At 42.7% G+C, this 14,522-nt stretch carries 16 protein-coding genes and 1 riboswitch; of the genes, 8 read left to right on the forward strand and 8 right to left on the reverse strand.

What is annotated here, in order from left to right:
* Nucleotides 1-98 precede the first annotated feature (98 nt).
* On the forward strand, nucleotides 99-605 hold the full coding sequence (locus QNI29_RS07030; protein ID WP_231415672.1) for a ferritin: 507 nt from the start codon (nucleotides 99-101) through the stop codon (nucleotides 603-605).
* Nucleotides 606-627: 22 nt separating this feature from the next.
* Nucleotides 628-807, forward strand: a complete 180-nt coding sequence (locus QNI29_RS07035; protein ID WP_231415673.1) for a hypothetical protein — start codon at nucleotides 628-630, stop codon at nucleotides 805-807.
* A gap of 108 nt (nucleotides 808-915) precedes the next feature.
* Here QNI29_RS07035 and QNI29_RS07040 read toward each other — a convergent pair whose 3' ends face one another.
* The 4 genes from QNI29_RS07040 to QNI29_RS07055 all read right to left on the reverse strand — a co-directional run bounded on the left by QNI29_RS07040 (nucleotide 916) and on the right by QNI29_RS07055 (nucleotide 5,388).
* Entirely contained in the window at nucleotides 916-1,767 is an 852-nt protein-coding gene (locus QNI29_RS07040; RefSeq protein ID WP_231415674.1) for a dimethylarginine dimethylaminohydrolase family protein, read from the reverse strand.
* Between the two features lie 31 nt (nucleotides 1,768-1,798).
* A complete protein-coding gene (locus tag QNI29_RS07045; RefSeq protein WP_231415675.1) occupies nucleotides 1,799-2,527 on the reverse strand; it encodes a YqcI/YcgG family protein in 729 nt (242 codons plus the stop codon).
* A 213-nt stretch (nucleotides 2,528-2,740) separates the two neighbouring features.
* Complete coding sequence (locus tag QNI29_RS07050) at nucleotides 2,741-2,941, reverse strand: hypothetical protein (protein WP_231415676.1); 201 nt, start codon at nucleotides 2,939-2,941, stop codon at nucleotides 2,741-2,743.
* Between the two features lie 533 nt (nucleotides 2,942-3,474).
* Nucleotides 3,475-5,388 (reverse strand): LTA synthase family protein, encoded by a 1,914-nt coding sequence (locus QNI29_RS07055; protein ID WP_231415677.1) that lies wholly within the window; start codon nucleotides 5,386-5,388, stop codon nucleotides 3,475-3,477.
* Between the two features lie 499 nt (nucleotides 5,389-5,887).
* On the opposite strand from QNI29_RS07055, the gene QNI29_RS07060 reads away from it, so the two are divergent.
* A complete protein-coding gene (locus QNI29_RS07060) occupies nucleotides 5,888-6,067 on the forward strand; it encodes a DUF4083 family protein (protein WP_231415678.1) in 180 nt (59 codons plus the stop codon).
* Between the two features lie 58 nt (nucleotides 6,068-6,125).
* Here the strand turns inward: QNI29_RS07060 and QNI29_RS07065 are convergent, their stop codons facing one another.
* On the reverse strand, nucleotides 6,126-6,677 hold the full coding sequence (locus QNI29_RS07065) for an NAD(P)H-dependent oxidoreductase (protein WP_231415679.1): 552 nt from the start codon (nucleotides 6,675-6,677) through the stop codon (nucleotides 6,126-6,128).
* 127 nt (nucleotides 6,678-6,804) lie between these two features.
* Nucleotides 6,805-7,122: an ArsR/SmtB family transcription factor gene (locus QNI29_RS07070; protein ID WP_231415680.1), complete on the reverse strand. Its 318-nt coding sequence runs from the start codon at nucleotides 7,120-7,122 to the stop codon at nucleotides 6,805-6,807.
* A 180-nt stretch (nucleotides 7,123-7,302) separates the two neighbouring features.
* Here QNI29_RS07070 and QNI29_RS07075 point away from each other — a divergent pair, with 180 nt between their 5' ends.
* The 5 genes from QNI29_RS07075 to QNI29_RS07095 all read left to right on the forward strand — a co-directional run bounded on the left by QNI29_RS07075 (nucleotide 7,303) and on the right by QNI29_RS07095 (nucleotide 11,735).
* On the forward strand, nucleotides 7,303-7,578 hold the full coding sequence (locus QNI29_RS07075) for a hypothetical protein (RefSeq protein ID WP_231415681.1): 276 nt from the start codon (nucleotides 7,303-7,305) through the stop codon (nucleotides 7,576-7,578).
* 158 nt (nucleotides 7,579-7,736) lie between these two features.
* Nucleotides 7,737-7,844, forward strand: a riboswitch (SAM riboswitch).
* A gap of 151 nt (nucleotides 7,845-7,995) precedes the next feature.
* The gene (locus tag QNI29_RS07080) at nucleotides 7,996-9,015 is read left to right on the forward strand and encodes a methionine ABC transporter ATP-binding protein (RefSeq protein WP_231415682.1); all 1,020 of its coding nucleotides are present in this window, start codon (nucleotides 7,996-7,998) and stop codon (nucleotides 9,013-9,015) included.
* The gene (locus QNI29_RS07085; RefSeq protein WP_231415683.1) at nucleotides 9,005-9,667 is read left to right on the forward strand and encodes a methionine ABC transporter permease; all 663 of its coding nucleotides are present in this window, start codon (nucleotides 9,005-9,007) and stop codon (nucleotides 9,665-9,667) included. The genes QNI29_RS07080 and QNI29_RS07085 overlap by 11 nt, the downstream gene beginning before the upstream one ends.
* 16 nt (nucleotides 9,668-9,683) lie before the next feature.
* A complete protein-coding gene (locus QNI29_RS07090) occupies nucleotides 9,684-10,514 on the forward strand; it encodes a MetQ/NlpA family ABC transporter substrate-binding protein (RefSeq protein WP_231415684.1) in 831 nt (276 codons plus the stop codon).
* Between the two features lie 24 nt (nucleotides 10,515-10,538).
* A complete protein-coding gene (locus QNI29_RS07095; protein ID WP_231415685.1) occupies nucleotides 10,539-11,735 on the forward strand; it encodes a M20 family metallopeptidase in 1,197 nt (398 codons plus the stop codon).
* 370 nt (nucleotides 11,736-12,105) lie between these two features.
* Here QNI29_RS07095 and QNI29_RS07100 read toward each other — a convergent pair whose 3' ends face one another.
* Together QNI29_RS07100 and QNI29_RS07105 are read right to left on the reverse strand one after the other, a co-directional pair.
* Nucleotides 12,106-13,314: a GerAB/ArcD/ProY family transporter gene (locus QNI29_RS07100; protein WP_354665940.1), complete on the reverse strand. Its 1,209-nt coding sequence runs from the start codon at nucleotides 13,312-13,314 to the stop codon at nucleotides 12,106-12,108.
* On the reverse strand, nucleotides 13,206-14,324 hold the full coding sequence (locus tag QNI29_RS07105) for a GerAB/ArcD/ProY family transporter (protein ID WP_231415687.1): 1,119 nt from the start codon (nucleotides 14,322-14,324) through the stop codon (nucleotides 13,206-13,208). The genes QNI29_RS07100 and QNI29_RS07105 overlap by 109 nt, the downstream gene beginning before the upstream one ends.
* Nucleotides 14,325-14,522 lie beyond the last annotated feature (198 nt).

Genomic DNA, 14,522 nt, shown 5'->3' on the forward strand with positions numbered 1-14,522 from the left:
GAATAAAGAAGGTCCTCAACGATCCAGTTTTTCATAAACAACATGTTCAAGCTCCTCTCATACCTTATAAGGAAGTAGCCTAGTAAGGAGTGTGAAGGATGGTAAAAGAAGAAGTACAGCAGTTAGTGAATTACCTGATTGAAATCGAGCATGTCTCAACGACCCTTTATTTAGCGATGTCTGCCTATTTAGATCGTCAGGATTATACGGGAATGGCGAAGTGGTTACGGTTACAGTCGGAAGAAGAACGGACGCATATGTTATCATTAATTGATTATTTAGCTGGGAAAGATGGCGTGGTGAAACTGGGGGAAGTGCCGGCGCAACCGAGTGATTTTGGGACACCTCTTGAAACGTTTCAGAAAGTACTCGAGCACGAACAATTCGTTACAAACGCCTATCGCCAAGCCTATGAATATATCCTTCCGATCGACCCTCAGACCGCTGTCATTGTGCAAGACTTCTTAAGAGAGCAGATTGACGAAGAGGCTCAATCTCTCACGATCGTTCAAAGGTTAAAGATTGCAGCTGACAACCCATCGGCCCTGTTAGTGATCGACCAGGAGTTAGGGCAACGACAGCCGGGAGCGGCAGCAGGGGGATAATCGAAGATAAGCAGGTGATTGTATGTGTAAGAACTTATCCATAGAAGCGGCTATGAAGAAAGCGAAAGCATCTATTGAACTTGAAGGGTTCAACGTAACGAAGGAGCATGACGAGCTTGTGCGAAAAAGTTTGAACGATGAACTGACGCATGAGCAATTTATGGAAGAGGCTAAGCAGTTAGCTGCTAAGCGGGAACGTTAATATCGACAACTTAAAGCGTGTGGATTCTATAACCAAATGGCGTGCCAATCTAACTGATAGGCACGCCATTTGGTGTTTCACTTAAGATCGATCCAATTTTAAAAAGAGCTACCCCCGTCTAAGCGGCAAGGTACAACACCTGAACGAACCGCCTGATTTAATAATCTCAGAGAAATCAACAGGGATCACATGAAAGCCTTTTTCCTCAAGAATTCGATTCATTCGGTCGTTCTGAGGCAGACTAATGATCATTTTGTCCCCAATGGATAAAACGTTTGGGCCCATTTGGAACTGTTCGTCACGTGTTACTCGAATGAGATTGAACATCGAAGAGATTCGCCCCAGTCCTTCAGGGGTGAACGCAGAAGGGTACACTAGAGCTGTTTCCTCATCCACGATATTAAATACACAATCAAGGTGGAGGATGGACTCATGAAGGGGCAGGGCCACGACCTTATAAGAAGGCAGGCGATCTTGCAACGCCTCTATGGCTTCCATAGAAGTTCGCCCACTTTGTCCAACAAATATAGTCGTTCCATGCACAATTACATCGCCTCCTTCGATAGAAGAAGGGAATTCATTGTGATAGGGGATTTCGTTGGCTTCAAGCCATCTTTTTAAAGTTTCTGACTCTGGCTGTCTAATCGTTTCACTCATAGAGGCAACGTACAGTTCATCATGAAGCGCAAATCCTATATCCCTTGTGAAAACTTGCTCAGGTAGGGCGGGATCAGGTGAAAGCTCTTCTACTTCCACGTGCTGGTCTTGCAACACGCGCACAAATTGTTCATGCTGTTCTTGAGCGAGAGGGATATTTATATTTTGATTCTGATAATGTTTCTGTGTTTCGTTGATCACTTCAGTAATTTCCATAAAAGAAGGTTTCACGACGAGGACTTTGTGTAAGGTATCGTATTCTGATCTACATTGGATGCGGTTGTCTGTTTCTAAACTCTTCATGCTTGTAACCTCTTTCTACTGATTTTTAACGTTATTTATGATGGAATGGACACTTGCCTTCAATTGGCTTAATGTCGTCTCCTATAAAAGACTGTTTCCACTCATTATGCGTAGGATCGCCAAAATGGCTGATGTCAGGATGAGTAGGGAGCTGGTCCCATTTCTCAACGCGGGCTCTCACCTTCTCCCGAGACATGATTCCTCCTTTTTCAGTTCCCTCTAAACCTTGAAAAATCACCCGAGGCTGGAACCCCAAAATTAAGCTGTTCCCGAGATTTCTCGTCTTCCGTTGTTTATAGGCAGGGGCATTTCCGAAGGTGAAAATCGGCTCGCCCCCAAAGTGAAAATCCCATAAATAATGCTCAGGATCCTTTGGTGCACCTTCTGGCCAAGGGAAGCGATCCTGATTGTGTAAATACTGTAAAATCTCCCAAAAATACGAGCGGTAATAATCCACTGATTTTTCCTCTTTTTCGGGTTCCACAAAGATAAACAACCCGTGCCGCGGCGCATTCGGTTCCTTGAACAAACTTAAGAAACTTTCAACGGCTTCAGGTAGGTGGTCCCACTTATCATGACTTATATAGGAATAACGAAGCTCGCCTATTTTTTGAGCCTTCATACCAAAAAAACAAGGAAACGTTGGATCCGTCACAATTTCACTAAACGTTTGATATTCATTCACAAGCCACTCAGGCAGGTGATCAGACTTGTCAAAATCCTCTTTCGTAAGCAAATAAGGGCTTTTCGTTTTTAACATGTTTCTTCTCCTTTATATGTAATTCGTGATGGAGAATCTTGGATGCATGCTATCTAGTGTGTATAACCTGATTTGGGAAGGGTGAAACATTCTATTGTAAAATAGTTTTAGAGGAGATAGAGGGAGAAATCGCTTTCAATATTTTACAGAAAATATGGATCTAACTAAATAAAAACGCACCCCCATCGGAGGTGCGTACTAGAGCTTTGTATGTTATTGAAAATTATTCCCATCATGTCGATGTCTGGCCTGGTCTAATGACGTTTCTGTATAAACCTGAGTCGAATCACTAACGTTTTTGACCCCTTCTTCAGGATCAATATTTAACTTTCTTTTCTTCGCAATCATATCAATCACAAAACCAAGAACAAGGAGCGCTCCCATAATGATCAGCAAAAACAGCCACATAGGCATAGCGGCATCTCCTTTCCTACCTTAACCTGATTTACTTTTGTAGCTTTATATTTTTAGTATATCATAAGTATGATCTGAATTGTATTTTATTTCCTTATATATGGAAGAATCAGGTGTTATAAGTTCCATGAGGCGAGCTTGAAGATTTGCTCATTTTCAGTAAGCTATTTAAGCCCTTGTTATCTAATTCAGCACGTTTCCGTCTCTTCTATACTTGGTAAAGGTGGTTCGGGAAAGTGCGAGACTCCTGCGGCAACGTGAGCCTATCCAGCTCCGGCGTGGAGGACCTAGCGTGATAAGTCATCTTTTTTACAAAGGCAAACCGCCTTTTCCAAAAAGCTGTCTTATCCGTACGGTCCTAAGCACCACGCCTGCACTTTTAAACTAGGTGAGACCCCGGAGGCCGGCAAAGGCGGTTGAGGAGGCTCATCAGCTCCCCACAGGAAAGCGAGTAGTTTCCAGGCCCACCTTAAACTCAACTAAAGCCCAATAAAAAAGCCGCGCAAACAGTTACGTTTGCGCGGCTCGTCTTATTATTTCTCTTCATTAGGAGAGTCCGTTAACGGTTTGTCCTCTTCCTCATCATCTAAGAATCGAAGTAAATCCCCGTATACAAGCTTATCAGACAGGTTCAATTCTGTTTGAGCTTTTTGGACAATGGTATCACATTCAGAACCTTCTAGTTCTTGCCCTGTCGCTTTATCGTAGCACTTCTCGGATTCACCGTCGTAGACGTATTTGTCAGTAATAACGGATCCATCACGTAGAATCGCTAAGTCTTCGCGATCTTTAGCAAGTAGGTCTGTACCAAACTGAATATCGTCTTCCGTTTCAACTCCTAGTAAGTTTAGGATCGTTGGCTTCACGTCAATTTGACTTCCGACTGTATCCATTGTTTTCCCTTCAAGACCAGGGGAGTGGATGATGAATGGAACACGCTGCAATTGCGTGTGCTCAAATGGTCGGATTTCAGTTCCTGTAATTTCAGCCATCGCACGGTTATGGTTTTCAGAGATTCCGTAGTGGTCACCGTAGAATACGAATACGGTATCTTCATACTCGCCGGCTTTCTTCATGTCTTCCATGAATGTCTCTAAAGATTTATCCATATAACGCGCAGTTTGGAAGTAACGGTCTACTGTGCCGTCTCCAGTGTTCGTGCGGTCGATCATGACATCCTCTTCGTCGTTAAGAACGAAAGGATAGTGGTGCGTAAGCGTAATGAACTTCGTATAATATGGTTTCTCTAAGCCTTTAATCTTAGACATGGATTGTTTAAAGAACGGAATGTCCTTTAAGCCATAGTTAACAGAGTTCTCCGTTGTAACATTATAATCTTTCTTCGAGAAGAAACGATCATAACCTAAGGCTGGGTACATCACATCGCGGTTCCAGAAACTATCGTTGTTTCCGTGGAATACGGCAGATGTGTAGCCTTTTTCTTTTAGAATTTCAGGTGTTGCATTGAACTCGTTACCAGCATTGGTCGTAAAGACGGCTCCACGAGGAAGTGGATAAAGGGAGTTCGCAATTGTGAACTCAGCGTCTGATGTCTTTCCTTGACCTGTGTTGTGGTAGAAGTTATTAAAGTAAAGCGTATTTTTGTCTCTTACTAAATCGTTTAAGAATGGAGTAACTTCCTTGCCGTTTACTTTGTAATCAATAATAAAGTTCTGCAAGGATTCCATTGAGATCAGAACAACGTTTTTGCCTTCAAGTTCTCCGAAGTTTTCGCTTTTCGGGTCTTTCTGACTGGATAAGTAACTGCGTACTTCTGTTAACTCATCACTTTCAGCGAAAACGCGGTGACTCTGGGTGTTCGCTGTCATAATAGAATCGTATAGGTGGAAGTTATACACACCCATAAGTTTTACGAACATCGCACGGTCGAATGTACGTGTTAATAACTCAGAACGTTCGTCGTTCGCCATGTTCAGGTTTAATGAAATGGCTAGAAGCGCGGTAGCAAATAAAGCGCCCATTGTACGCTTTTTCACGCTGAGTGTGAGCGTACCTTTCTTCATGCGTGCCCAAACCATTAATGCGACTACGTCAACCCAGAACAGTAAGTCTGTAAAGCTCATTAATGACTTAGCACTTCCGCCAAGCTGAGCGAAGTTCTTGTACTGCATCAATACCGGGATGGTAATGAAGTCGTTAAAGAATCGGTAATACACGACGTTTGCAAATAACACAAACGACATAATGAAGTATAAGGTTAGAAACGCTTTAATCCGTTTCGCTTTTGGAAAGATAAAACTAAGTCCTAAGAAAAATAAAATCGACCCTAGTGGTGTAAGAGCCAAGATATATTCTTGCGTTGTGTTTTCTAAATCTAGGTTAAAAGAAAATCTGAATGCTAAGTACGATTTGGCCCATAGCAAAACTGTCGCTATGAGGAAGAAGAATAGTCCATTCTGTAGCAATCGGTCTACTCTTTTATTCATGTGTGATCCTCCTTTGATCGCCTGGTTCCATGATTGATTGTGATTGAGGATATCGTGCTTTTTATCTGTATAGTCAAAGTACTTGAGATCCTACATTTACAAATTCTTTAGAATTTCATTATAGAACGATTTTTGAAAAGGTCAATGGGAACACTACTAAAATTAGCCAATATTCCTATAAAAATAGACTTTATTCATAGAAATGTCACTCTTTAATGCCTTCGACCTTACAAAAAGTTAACATGCATTTAATATAATATCAAAGGTTATTTTTTACATAAATAGTAAATTAAAAAAGCCTGTCCTCGGTATCCTCCTTTATACTCACCAATTCTCAACCTTCTAAACTATAAATTCTACTTTAGCCAAGTGAAGCGTGCCAGACACCCTTTCGTGTTGTAAAGCACCGCAGGGTGTCTGACACGATCATCTTTTTCCGTTTTTTGTTAAATGCTCTCGGGTGTTCTACTATATAATAAGGAAGAGAGGAGGTTGGCTGTTGTCTGGTATTGGGCTTTTAGGTGTGGTGTGGCTCCTTTTGATTGTTGGGCTCATCGTTTTGTTCCTAGTATCCTTTACGTATTTCCTTAGGAGAACGTTTCAAAAAAATGTCGGCGATCGGTTGGAACGTGTGGAGAAGAAAGTGGATGGGTTGACGGAAAAATTTCAGAAGAAATGACATGGGGAATATATAATAGGAGAGAGGCAGGAGCCTCTCTCCTTTTGTGTATCCGTTATTATACATTAAACACTTCAGCAAGATGCTGACGAAGTTCTGTCATATACGTATCGATATCAGGGTTTTTGATTACATCAAATGCGCCAAAGCTCTTCAGTGGTTCCATACCGACGTATTTCTGCATGTTATGAAGATGATCAATTGCTCCTTCGAGATCTTGGCCTTTAAAGAATTCTTCGTCTTTACTGAACGCATCTTTTGGAGCGTTCCATGTTGTAGAGAACATGTACTTTCTTCCGGTCATCAGGCCACCTTCTCCGTACTTACCTCCACCGCCGAAGAAAATACCTGGTTCATAAACTGAATCCATATAAGTCTTTGTTGCACCAGGAAGGCTGAACCAGTACATCGGTGTTTGAACAACGATGGTATCAGCCCATTTGAATTTTTCTTGTTCTTCTTTTACATCGTAGCCTTCACTTACAACTGTTGTTTTGACTTCATATTTTGAAGAGAGCTTGGTTACAATTTCATCATAAAGCGTCTTATTCAAACGTCCCTCAGCAATTGGGTATGGTTCGTGTCCATTTATAACTAGAATATTGTTCATCTTAAACATCCTTTATCATATAGTTTTATTGTTCGAAAACCATCGAACTGTTTTAAACTATAGCACCCTATTAAGTGGAATGCAAACAAAAAAAGAACCACCAAAAAATGGTGGTTCTCCGAACACGCTATAAATCTTCTTCATTTACTTTTCCGATCGCGTCGAGTAATCCAGGGAACTTTCCTTCAATTTCTTCTGTCCGTATGGAGTAAAAATGCTCCTTTCCTACAATTCTGGCCTGGATAAGCCCGGCTTCTCGTAATACTTTTATATGATGAGATACGGTTGATTTCGGTAATTGAAGTTGAAGCGTGTAATGGGTACAGTTATTCTCATGCGTGTCCCGAAGACACCGGATAATCTTAGCTCGGTTCGGTTCACTCAGGGCCTGCAAAACTTTTGTAAACGTTACGCTTTCAATTGGTGGATGATAAGGTATTTTCATAATTCATATTGTATCGATTATCATACTTGAAGGCAAGACAGTGGACTCTTGATAGTTGAAAAGGGTCCTGTGTACTGAGAGTCTTTTAGAACCTTTTTTTAACAATATGCAATTTTGTGGCATAGCTTCTTCAAGAGAAGGGTATTCCCTTTACATAATTAAAAAAAGGAGAGAAGAACCATGCCAAAAGCATTATCTGGGAAATTGGCCTTATTTATGTTAGCGATCTTCGTCGGGCAATTACTCGCGCTTTTAATTGTCGGCTCCATAGAAGGACTTCTAACGATTGTCACCTTCTCACATCTTACACGCTACACAGCGATTATCGGTCTGATCGTCGGGGTTGCAGGTGTCTTACAAGAAAACGGAAAGGGGAGAATCATTCCGATTTTAACCCTTGTACTAAGTGTTGCATTAGCAGCCTTTAATGGCTATTTAATGTTTATCTGGGGATAACCTGTGAAAAGAAATCCGTAATTGTCAGAGTCGCAGTCGTTTCATAGCTCACTTAACGATTATTAAAATTTTTAACTAAAAAGTTTGAAAAATCCTTTGACATTTTTATGATACACTTGTAACATATGGATTAACGAAAAACACATATGCATACAATCTTCTTATCCAGAGAGGTGGAGGGAATGGCCCTTTGAAACCTCGGCAACGGATCCTGATTAACAGGGCACCGTGCCAATTCCTTCAAGCATACGCTTGAAAGATGAGAAGAGACGGATCTACATATACGTAAATCCCCTCTTCTTATTTTTTTAAGAAGAGGGGATTTTTTATTGTCCATAAGGGAGTGAAATGGACCGGATTTAGCTATAAAACCAAGTTATCATATCTGTTTTATCAGTATTAAAGGAGGCAGGCAGCATGATCGAGTTACACAATATTGAGAAAGTGTACCATAAGGATGAACAAATCATTCGAGCAGTCGATGGAGTGGACCTATCAATTGATAAGGGAGCTATTTACGGCGTAATTGGATTTAGCGGGGCGGGGAAAAGTACACTCCTTCGTTGCGTCAATCTCATTGAGCGCCCTACATCTGGAGAGGTGAAGTTAGACGGGGAGGACCTGACCAAGTTGCCAAAGGCAAAACTAAGGAAAGTCAGGCGGCGTATTGGCATGATCTTTCAACATTTTAATTTGCTAGAATCGAAAACCGTCTATCAAAACGTTGCTTTCCCCTTACTTCTTGACGGACAAAAAGGGAAACATGTGGAAGCTAAAGTGAAAGAGCTTCTCGATTTTGTTGGCTTAGCTGATCAAGCAGGGAAATATCCAGATGAACTCTCCGGCGGTCAGAAACAGCGTGTAGGTATTGCGCGCGCCCTTGTCCGGTCTCCTGAAGTCCTCTTGTGTGATGAGGCGACTTCGGCGCTTGATCCTCAGACGACGGATGCGATTCTTGATTTGTTAAAGGAAATTCGCGATCAGTATAAGATTACGATTTTAATGATTACCCATGAGATGGGAGTCATTCGTGAGATCTGTGACCGGGTTGCTGTAATGGAGGGAGGAAAGGTGATCGAAGAAGGATCGGTCTTTGATATTTTCTCTAGTCCCAAGCATCAGACGACAAAGAACTTTGTGAGTTCGGTGATGAACGATAAGATTCCGGATTCGATTCTAGAGGCTCTAGACAGTACCCGCCATGTGTACCGGATTACGTTCTTACGGGAAAAAGCATCTGAGCCCATTCTCTATAGAGCTGCGGCTCAGCACAATGTTGAAGTGAATGTGTTATACGGGCAAATAACTGAATTGCAAGGTGAACCATTTGGAAGTCTGATTGTCGAATTTATTGGAGGAGAGAAAGAAATTTTTAAGGCCCTTCATACAATCGGGCAATCCGTTACATTGAAAGAGGTGACAAGAAATGCAAGTTGAATTAGCTACATTTTGGCCAAAGATTTTAGAGGCAACACAAGAGACTGTCGTTATGGTAGGCATCGCTTTACTGTTTGCGGTCGTAATTGGATTACCCCTTGGGATTTCTCTCGTTGTAACGAGGAAGAATGGACTGCTAGAGAATGGCCCTCTATTTACTGTATTAAACGGCGTGGTGAACTTCTTCCGTTCAATTCCGTTCATTATCTTGCTTGTTGCTATTCTACCGATCACTCGATTTATTGTCGGTACTTCAATTGGGACAGCGGCAGCCGTGGTGCCCCTTGTATTCTTCTCAGCGCCTTATATTGCAAGGCTCGTTGAGAGTAGTTTGCTAGAAGTGAATCCAGGGGTTGTAGAAGCAGCAGAATCGATGGGAGCCACACCCTGGCAAATCATTCTACGCGTATTTTTGCCAGAAGCATTAAGCTCTCTCGTGTTAAACATCACGATCGCAACAATCGGCCTTGTCGGAGCATCGGCGATGGCAGGTTTTGTAGGAGGCGGTGGTCTTGGAGATTTAGCGATTGCCTATGGGTACCAGCGCTTTGAGACAAACGTCATGATCATAACGGTGATCCTGTTGGTCATCATTGTTCAAACCGTTCAAACATTAGGAAATTACGTATCAAAAGCAGTTCGTAGACGATAAAAGGAGGAAATTACATATGAAAAAGTGGATTGTATTCATCGCAGTATTAACAACATTAGGAGCGGCCCTTGCAGGGTGCGGCAGTACGGAAGCAGAAGGGGAGACCAAAACCGTTAAAATTGGAGTCAGTGGTTCTGGAGTACCTTTGTGGGATCCGATTAAAGAACGTGCAGCAGAAGAAGGGATTGATATTGAGCTTGTCGAGTTTGCCGATTACGTTCGACCGAACCTTGCCCTTGCCGATGGAGATATTGATTTAAACGCATTCCAGACGGTTTCCTATTTCGATGCGTTCATTGAAGAACACGACCTCGATCTTGAGCCGATTGGAACGACGCTTATTGCACCAATGGGCGTTTACTCAGAAAAGTATGAAGACCTAAGTAACATCCCAGAAGGAAGCGCGATTGCGTTACCTAAAGAAGCAACGAACATGGGCCGGGCACTACTTCTTCTTGAGAAAGCTGGCTTGATTGGACTTCCGGAAGACTTTGATGGGAACGGATCATTAGAGAAAGTCGAAGAGAATCCAAAGAATTTAGAATTAACTCCAGTTGTAGCTGCGCAGACACCTCGCGTGTTACCAGATGTAGCTGCAAGTGTGATTAACAACGGTGTAGCTGTTGAAGCAGGATTTGTCCCTGTTGAGGATGCGGTATTTATTGAAGGAGACACAGCGACCCCTTATATTAATATTATTGCAGCACGAGCTGATGAAGCAGATAAAGAAGCGTATCAAAAAATTGTAGAGATCTATCAAACAGAAGAAACAGCTGAACACATTCGTGAAACGTATAACGATTCTTTAATCCCGACGTTCGTATCATTAGAGAAAATTGGCTGGTAATCGCCAGTAAAAGGAGTGAACGGCATGAGTACAGTAGAGAAAACGCTTGAAGGAGTCGTGACGGGCTATGTGGATGACCGCGAGGAAGTCTACTTAGATGTGAGTCACCGCATCCATCAGAATCCAGAGATCGGGAATGAAGAATATTTTGCCAGTGAAACGTTGTGTAAGCTGTTAGAAGGAGAAGGATTCGAGGTTACAAGAGGCATCCCGGAACATGAGACAGCTTTTATCGCTCGGAAAAAAGGGAGCGCGAAAGGACCGAAAATTGGCTTTCTCGCAGAATACGATGCTTTACCTGGACTTGGGCATGCTTGTGGGCACAATATTATTGGAACAACGAGCACACTTGCTGCGATCTCCCTTAGTAAAGTTCTCGACCAGACTGGAGGAGAGGTGGTCGTCCTCGGAACCCCGGCTGAAGAAGGGGGACCGAATGGAAGTGCGAAAGGGACATTTGTCAGACACGGTCTTGTTCAGGACCTTGATGCGTGCATGATGGTTCATCCATCCAATCAGACGAACGGAACATCTGACTCCTTGGCTGTTGATCCGCTAGATTTTGAATTCTATGGTCAATCAGCCCATGCCGCAGCGAAGCCAGAGTACGGGATAAATGCGCTAGATGGTGTCATTCAGCTCTTTAACGGAGTCAACGCCATTCGCCAACACGTCACAGATGACGTACGTCTTCACGGTGTCATTCTAGATGGAGGCGTCGCTCCAAACATTGTTCCTGACTACGCAAGAGCACGCTTCTTTGTAAGAGCCGCTACCCGCGAGGCGTGTAACGAAGTGACAGCAAAAGTAAAACGCATCGCAGAAGGAGCAGCCTTAACAACCGGAGCTTCTGTAAAAGTCACACCCATTCAAAACGGCGTCGATAACCTCGTTTTGAATACTCGATTTGATGAAATCTTCAAAGAGCACATCATAGCCCTTGGAGAGAACTATATCGAAGAAGGCCGCGAGGGGATCGGTTCAACCGATGCAGGAAACATCAGCCAAGTCGTACCAACCATCCACCCCTATATCAAAATCGGCTCCTCTGACCTCGTCCCCCACACCGACGCATTCAGAGAAGCAGCCATTTCAAAACGTGGCGACTTAGCCCTTCTTCGTGGATCAAAAGCACTTGCCTTAACTGGCCTTGAATTACTAACGAACGAAGAATCCTTGCAAGAGGTTCAGAAAGAATTTGAACTGAAGAAGAATGGTTGATAAAAGGAGTTATCTCGATATGGGGTGACTCCTTTTTTTGTTTAAGCTAACGCAAACGGAAACATTCTCCCATTTTATGAATCGAAACGTGTCTATCGTTGTAGAAATATTTCCTGGGGAATACCCAAAACGTGTAACCTATGACTCATATTCCTCCTGAAGTGTTTAATAGCACCACGATGGGTGAAAAGAACAACTAACAAACCAAAGGAGGAGTTCACATGTTACACAAATTAATCGACAAGATTGTAGCCATCGTAACGTTCATTCCAAGAATGATCGGTCGCCTTCTTAAGAAGGTTGTGTAAAGGTCAGGGAATAGGGGGAAAGGAACGGTTTACTGTTGAGATAGTAAATCGTGCCTTTCCCCCTATTTTTTTTGGATCTTTCTTTTACGAATAAAGAGAAGGAGTAGCAACAAGCTTGGAACGATCATTTGCATAGGGACGTGGACATAAAGAGGAACGATCTCTAATCCTTCTTTCAAATGTTCGGCGATATTTTCACTAATTAACATCGACACGGTCATGACAAGGAGGCCTATAAATCCGATTAACCCCTTGCTTTTTCTCCTTGGGAGCTTGAATAAATACTGAAGCATTGTCACTCCACCGTAGAAGAAAATCGTAATTTTAAAGAAGCCGGTGACCACCATAATGATGATGACGATCGGGTCCATGCGTTGAATGATTCCCTGGATATTTACTAGGGAGATGGTGTCAAGAAGCGGGACCGTTGAATTCATCGCAATGGTCGGGCCAAGAACCATAAGAATCGTCACACTTATAATCAGTAAAATGATCCCGCTTATGAGAATACCGATAACGCCATATCGGAAGCTATTTAAGGGATGCTCCAAGTGAGGGAAGATCACGGCAAACACAATCAGTTCTCCGAACGGGAACGACACCCCGCGTGGGAAAACGAGAGAGAGTAACTCTTTCACCCCTATATTGAAAAACGGCTCAAGTCGTTCGATTTTCGGCAGATCCATGATAAAGACAAACATGAGGAATAGTCCTCCCATTAACAATACGTAAGGGAGAAAAAGCTCTCCTGATCTGGCAATCACCTCTATGCCAAGATAACAGGCGAAGCCCACTACAATCATAAACAACAATGAAACAGCGAAGAGAGGCGTCTCGTGTAAGATCGTCTGGGAAATTAATATGGTAAAGTCCCGTAAGACGCGTGCTGAGATGTATAAGAAATAGAGAATATACCCCCAGACCAAAATGTAGCCGATGACCGGACCAGCGAGTATTTGTATGACTTGGGGGAATGGGGTGTCCGGATAAAAGGACACGAATCGAGTGAATAGTCCATAAAGGATGAGTCCACCTGCCATACTTAACAAGATAAAGAGCCATGCGTTTTGCTTTGCTTCAAATCCTAATCCTACAATAATCGAGCTCCCAAATTCGAAGAGGATGATAAGGGAAATGAACTGATAACGAGTAATGGACTCTTTCATCGGGAAGCCCCTTTCAGAGAACGTTTGAACACTTTCTTCACGAGTGTTGTGATAGTGATAAGAATCGGATAGAGAACTCCAAACGTCGTGGAGTAATACAACCATGTCGTCTGGTTCCATTCTGCCGCATAAATGCTGCTAGGATATACGATGAGAGATAAAGCGATGACTAAAAGGCCAAAAGGAAACGTGAGGGAGCGGTAATTTTTAGCCCCGAAAATCTGAGAAAAAGCAGTGACAGCCGCGTAAAAATATAAGGATAGCTTGAAAAATATCGTTAAGATCCAGGAGATCGCAATGATAACTTCCACCCTCTGAATTAACCCTTCTACATTTAACGTTTTCGCGAGTACATAAGTCGGATAGATATGGTGGGCCGTATATTCCACTCCGAGCACGGAGGTGGTAATAAACGTCGCAGTCATAATCATTAACATACCAAGGAGGTAAGCTATAATGACTTTTCTGGCCATGTGTTTCTTATCTTGGACGAGCTTAGGATAGACCATAAATAAAACAATAAGAGGGAAGGTCGAAACAGTAAGGTCGAACCAAGCGCTTTTCACGATTGGACTCGCCCCGCTGCTTAACAAAGGTTCTACATAATCCAGGTTAATGCTAGGGATGCTGAACACAAAAATGACGAGCAACAAGATGAGCACCCACGGGAAGAAGAGTTCTCCTGTTCTCGCGAGCGTTTCAATACCAAGATAGACGGCGTAGATGACGACAAACATGAATAGAAAATGGATAAACGGCTGAGGCGTTTCGTGGAGCATTTGGGTGACCATAAAATGACCGATTGTCCATAATACCGTTGCTGCAGTAATGAGGGCATATAACATAAACAAAAGAGAAAAGAGGGTTCCGACCCACTTCCCGAACAATACCTTATTCAAATCCACCATGTTATGCTCAGGATACCATATGCTGATTAAGAGGTAGAATAGGATAACCCCCGTTCCGATAGCCATGGCTACCCCTACACTAATCCAGGCATCTTCTTTCGCTGTGCTAGCCAGATTAGAAGGAGAGAGTAAGATGGATGTTCCGATGACGAACAAGAATAAGAACAGCAAAAATTGCCTGACGTTGATTTTTTCTCTGCCATCCATATGCCCTCTCTCCTTTCTGAACAATTAAGATCATCACTTGAAAAATCGATGGACGGGATCATAGACGATGGAGATCCCCTCAAGTGGACTAGGTATGGATATCCCGACCTGGGACAAGATCAATATAGATAAACTGATGCCTATTAAAGTGACATATAAAAATAGATCTTTTTTCTTCGACGAATCACGTAACAAGGA

It is taken from the genome of Pontibacillus chungwhensis, assembly GCF_030166655.1.
In the GTDB taxonomy this organism is placed as follows: Bacteria; Bacillota; Bacilli; order Bacillales; family BH030062; genus Pontibacillus.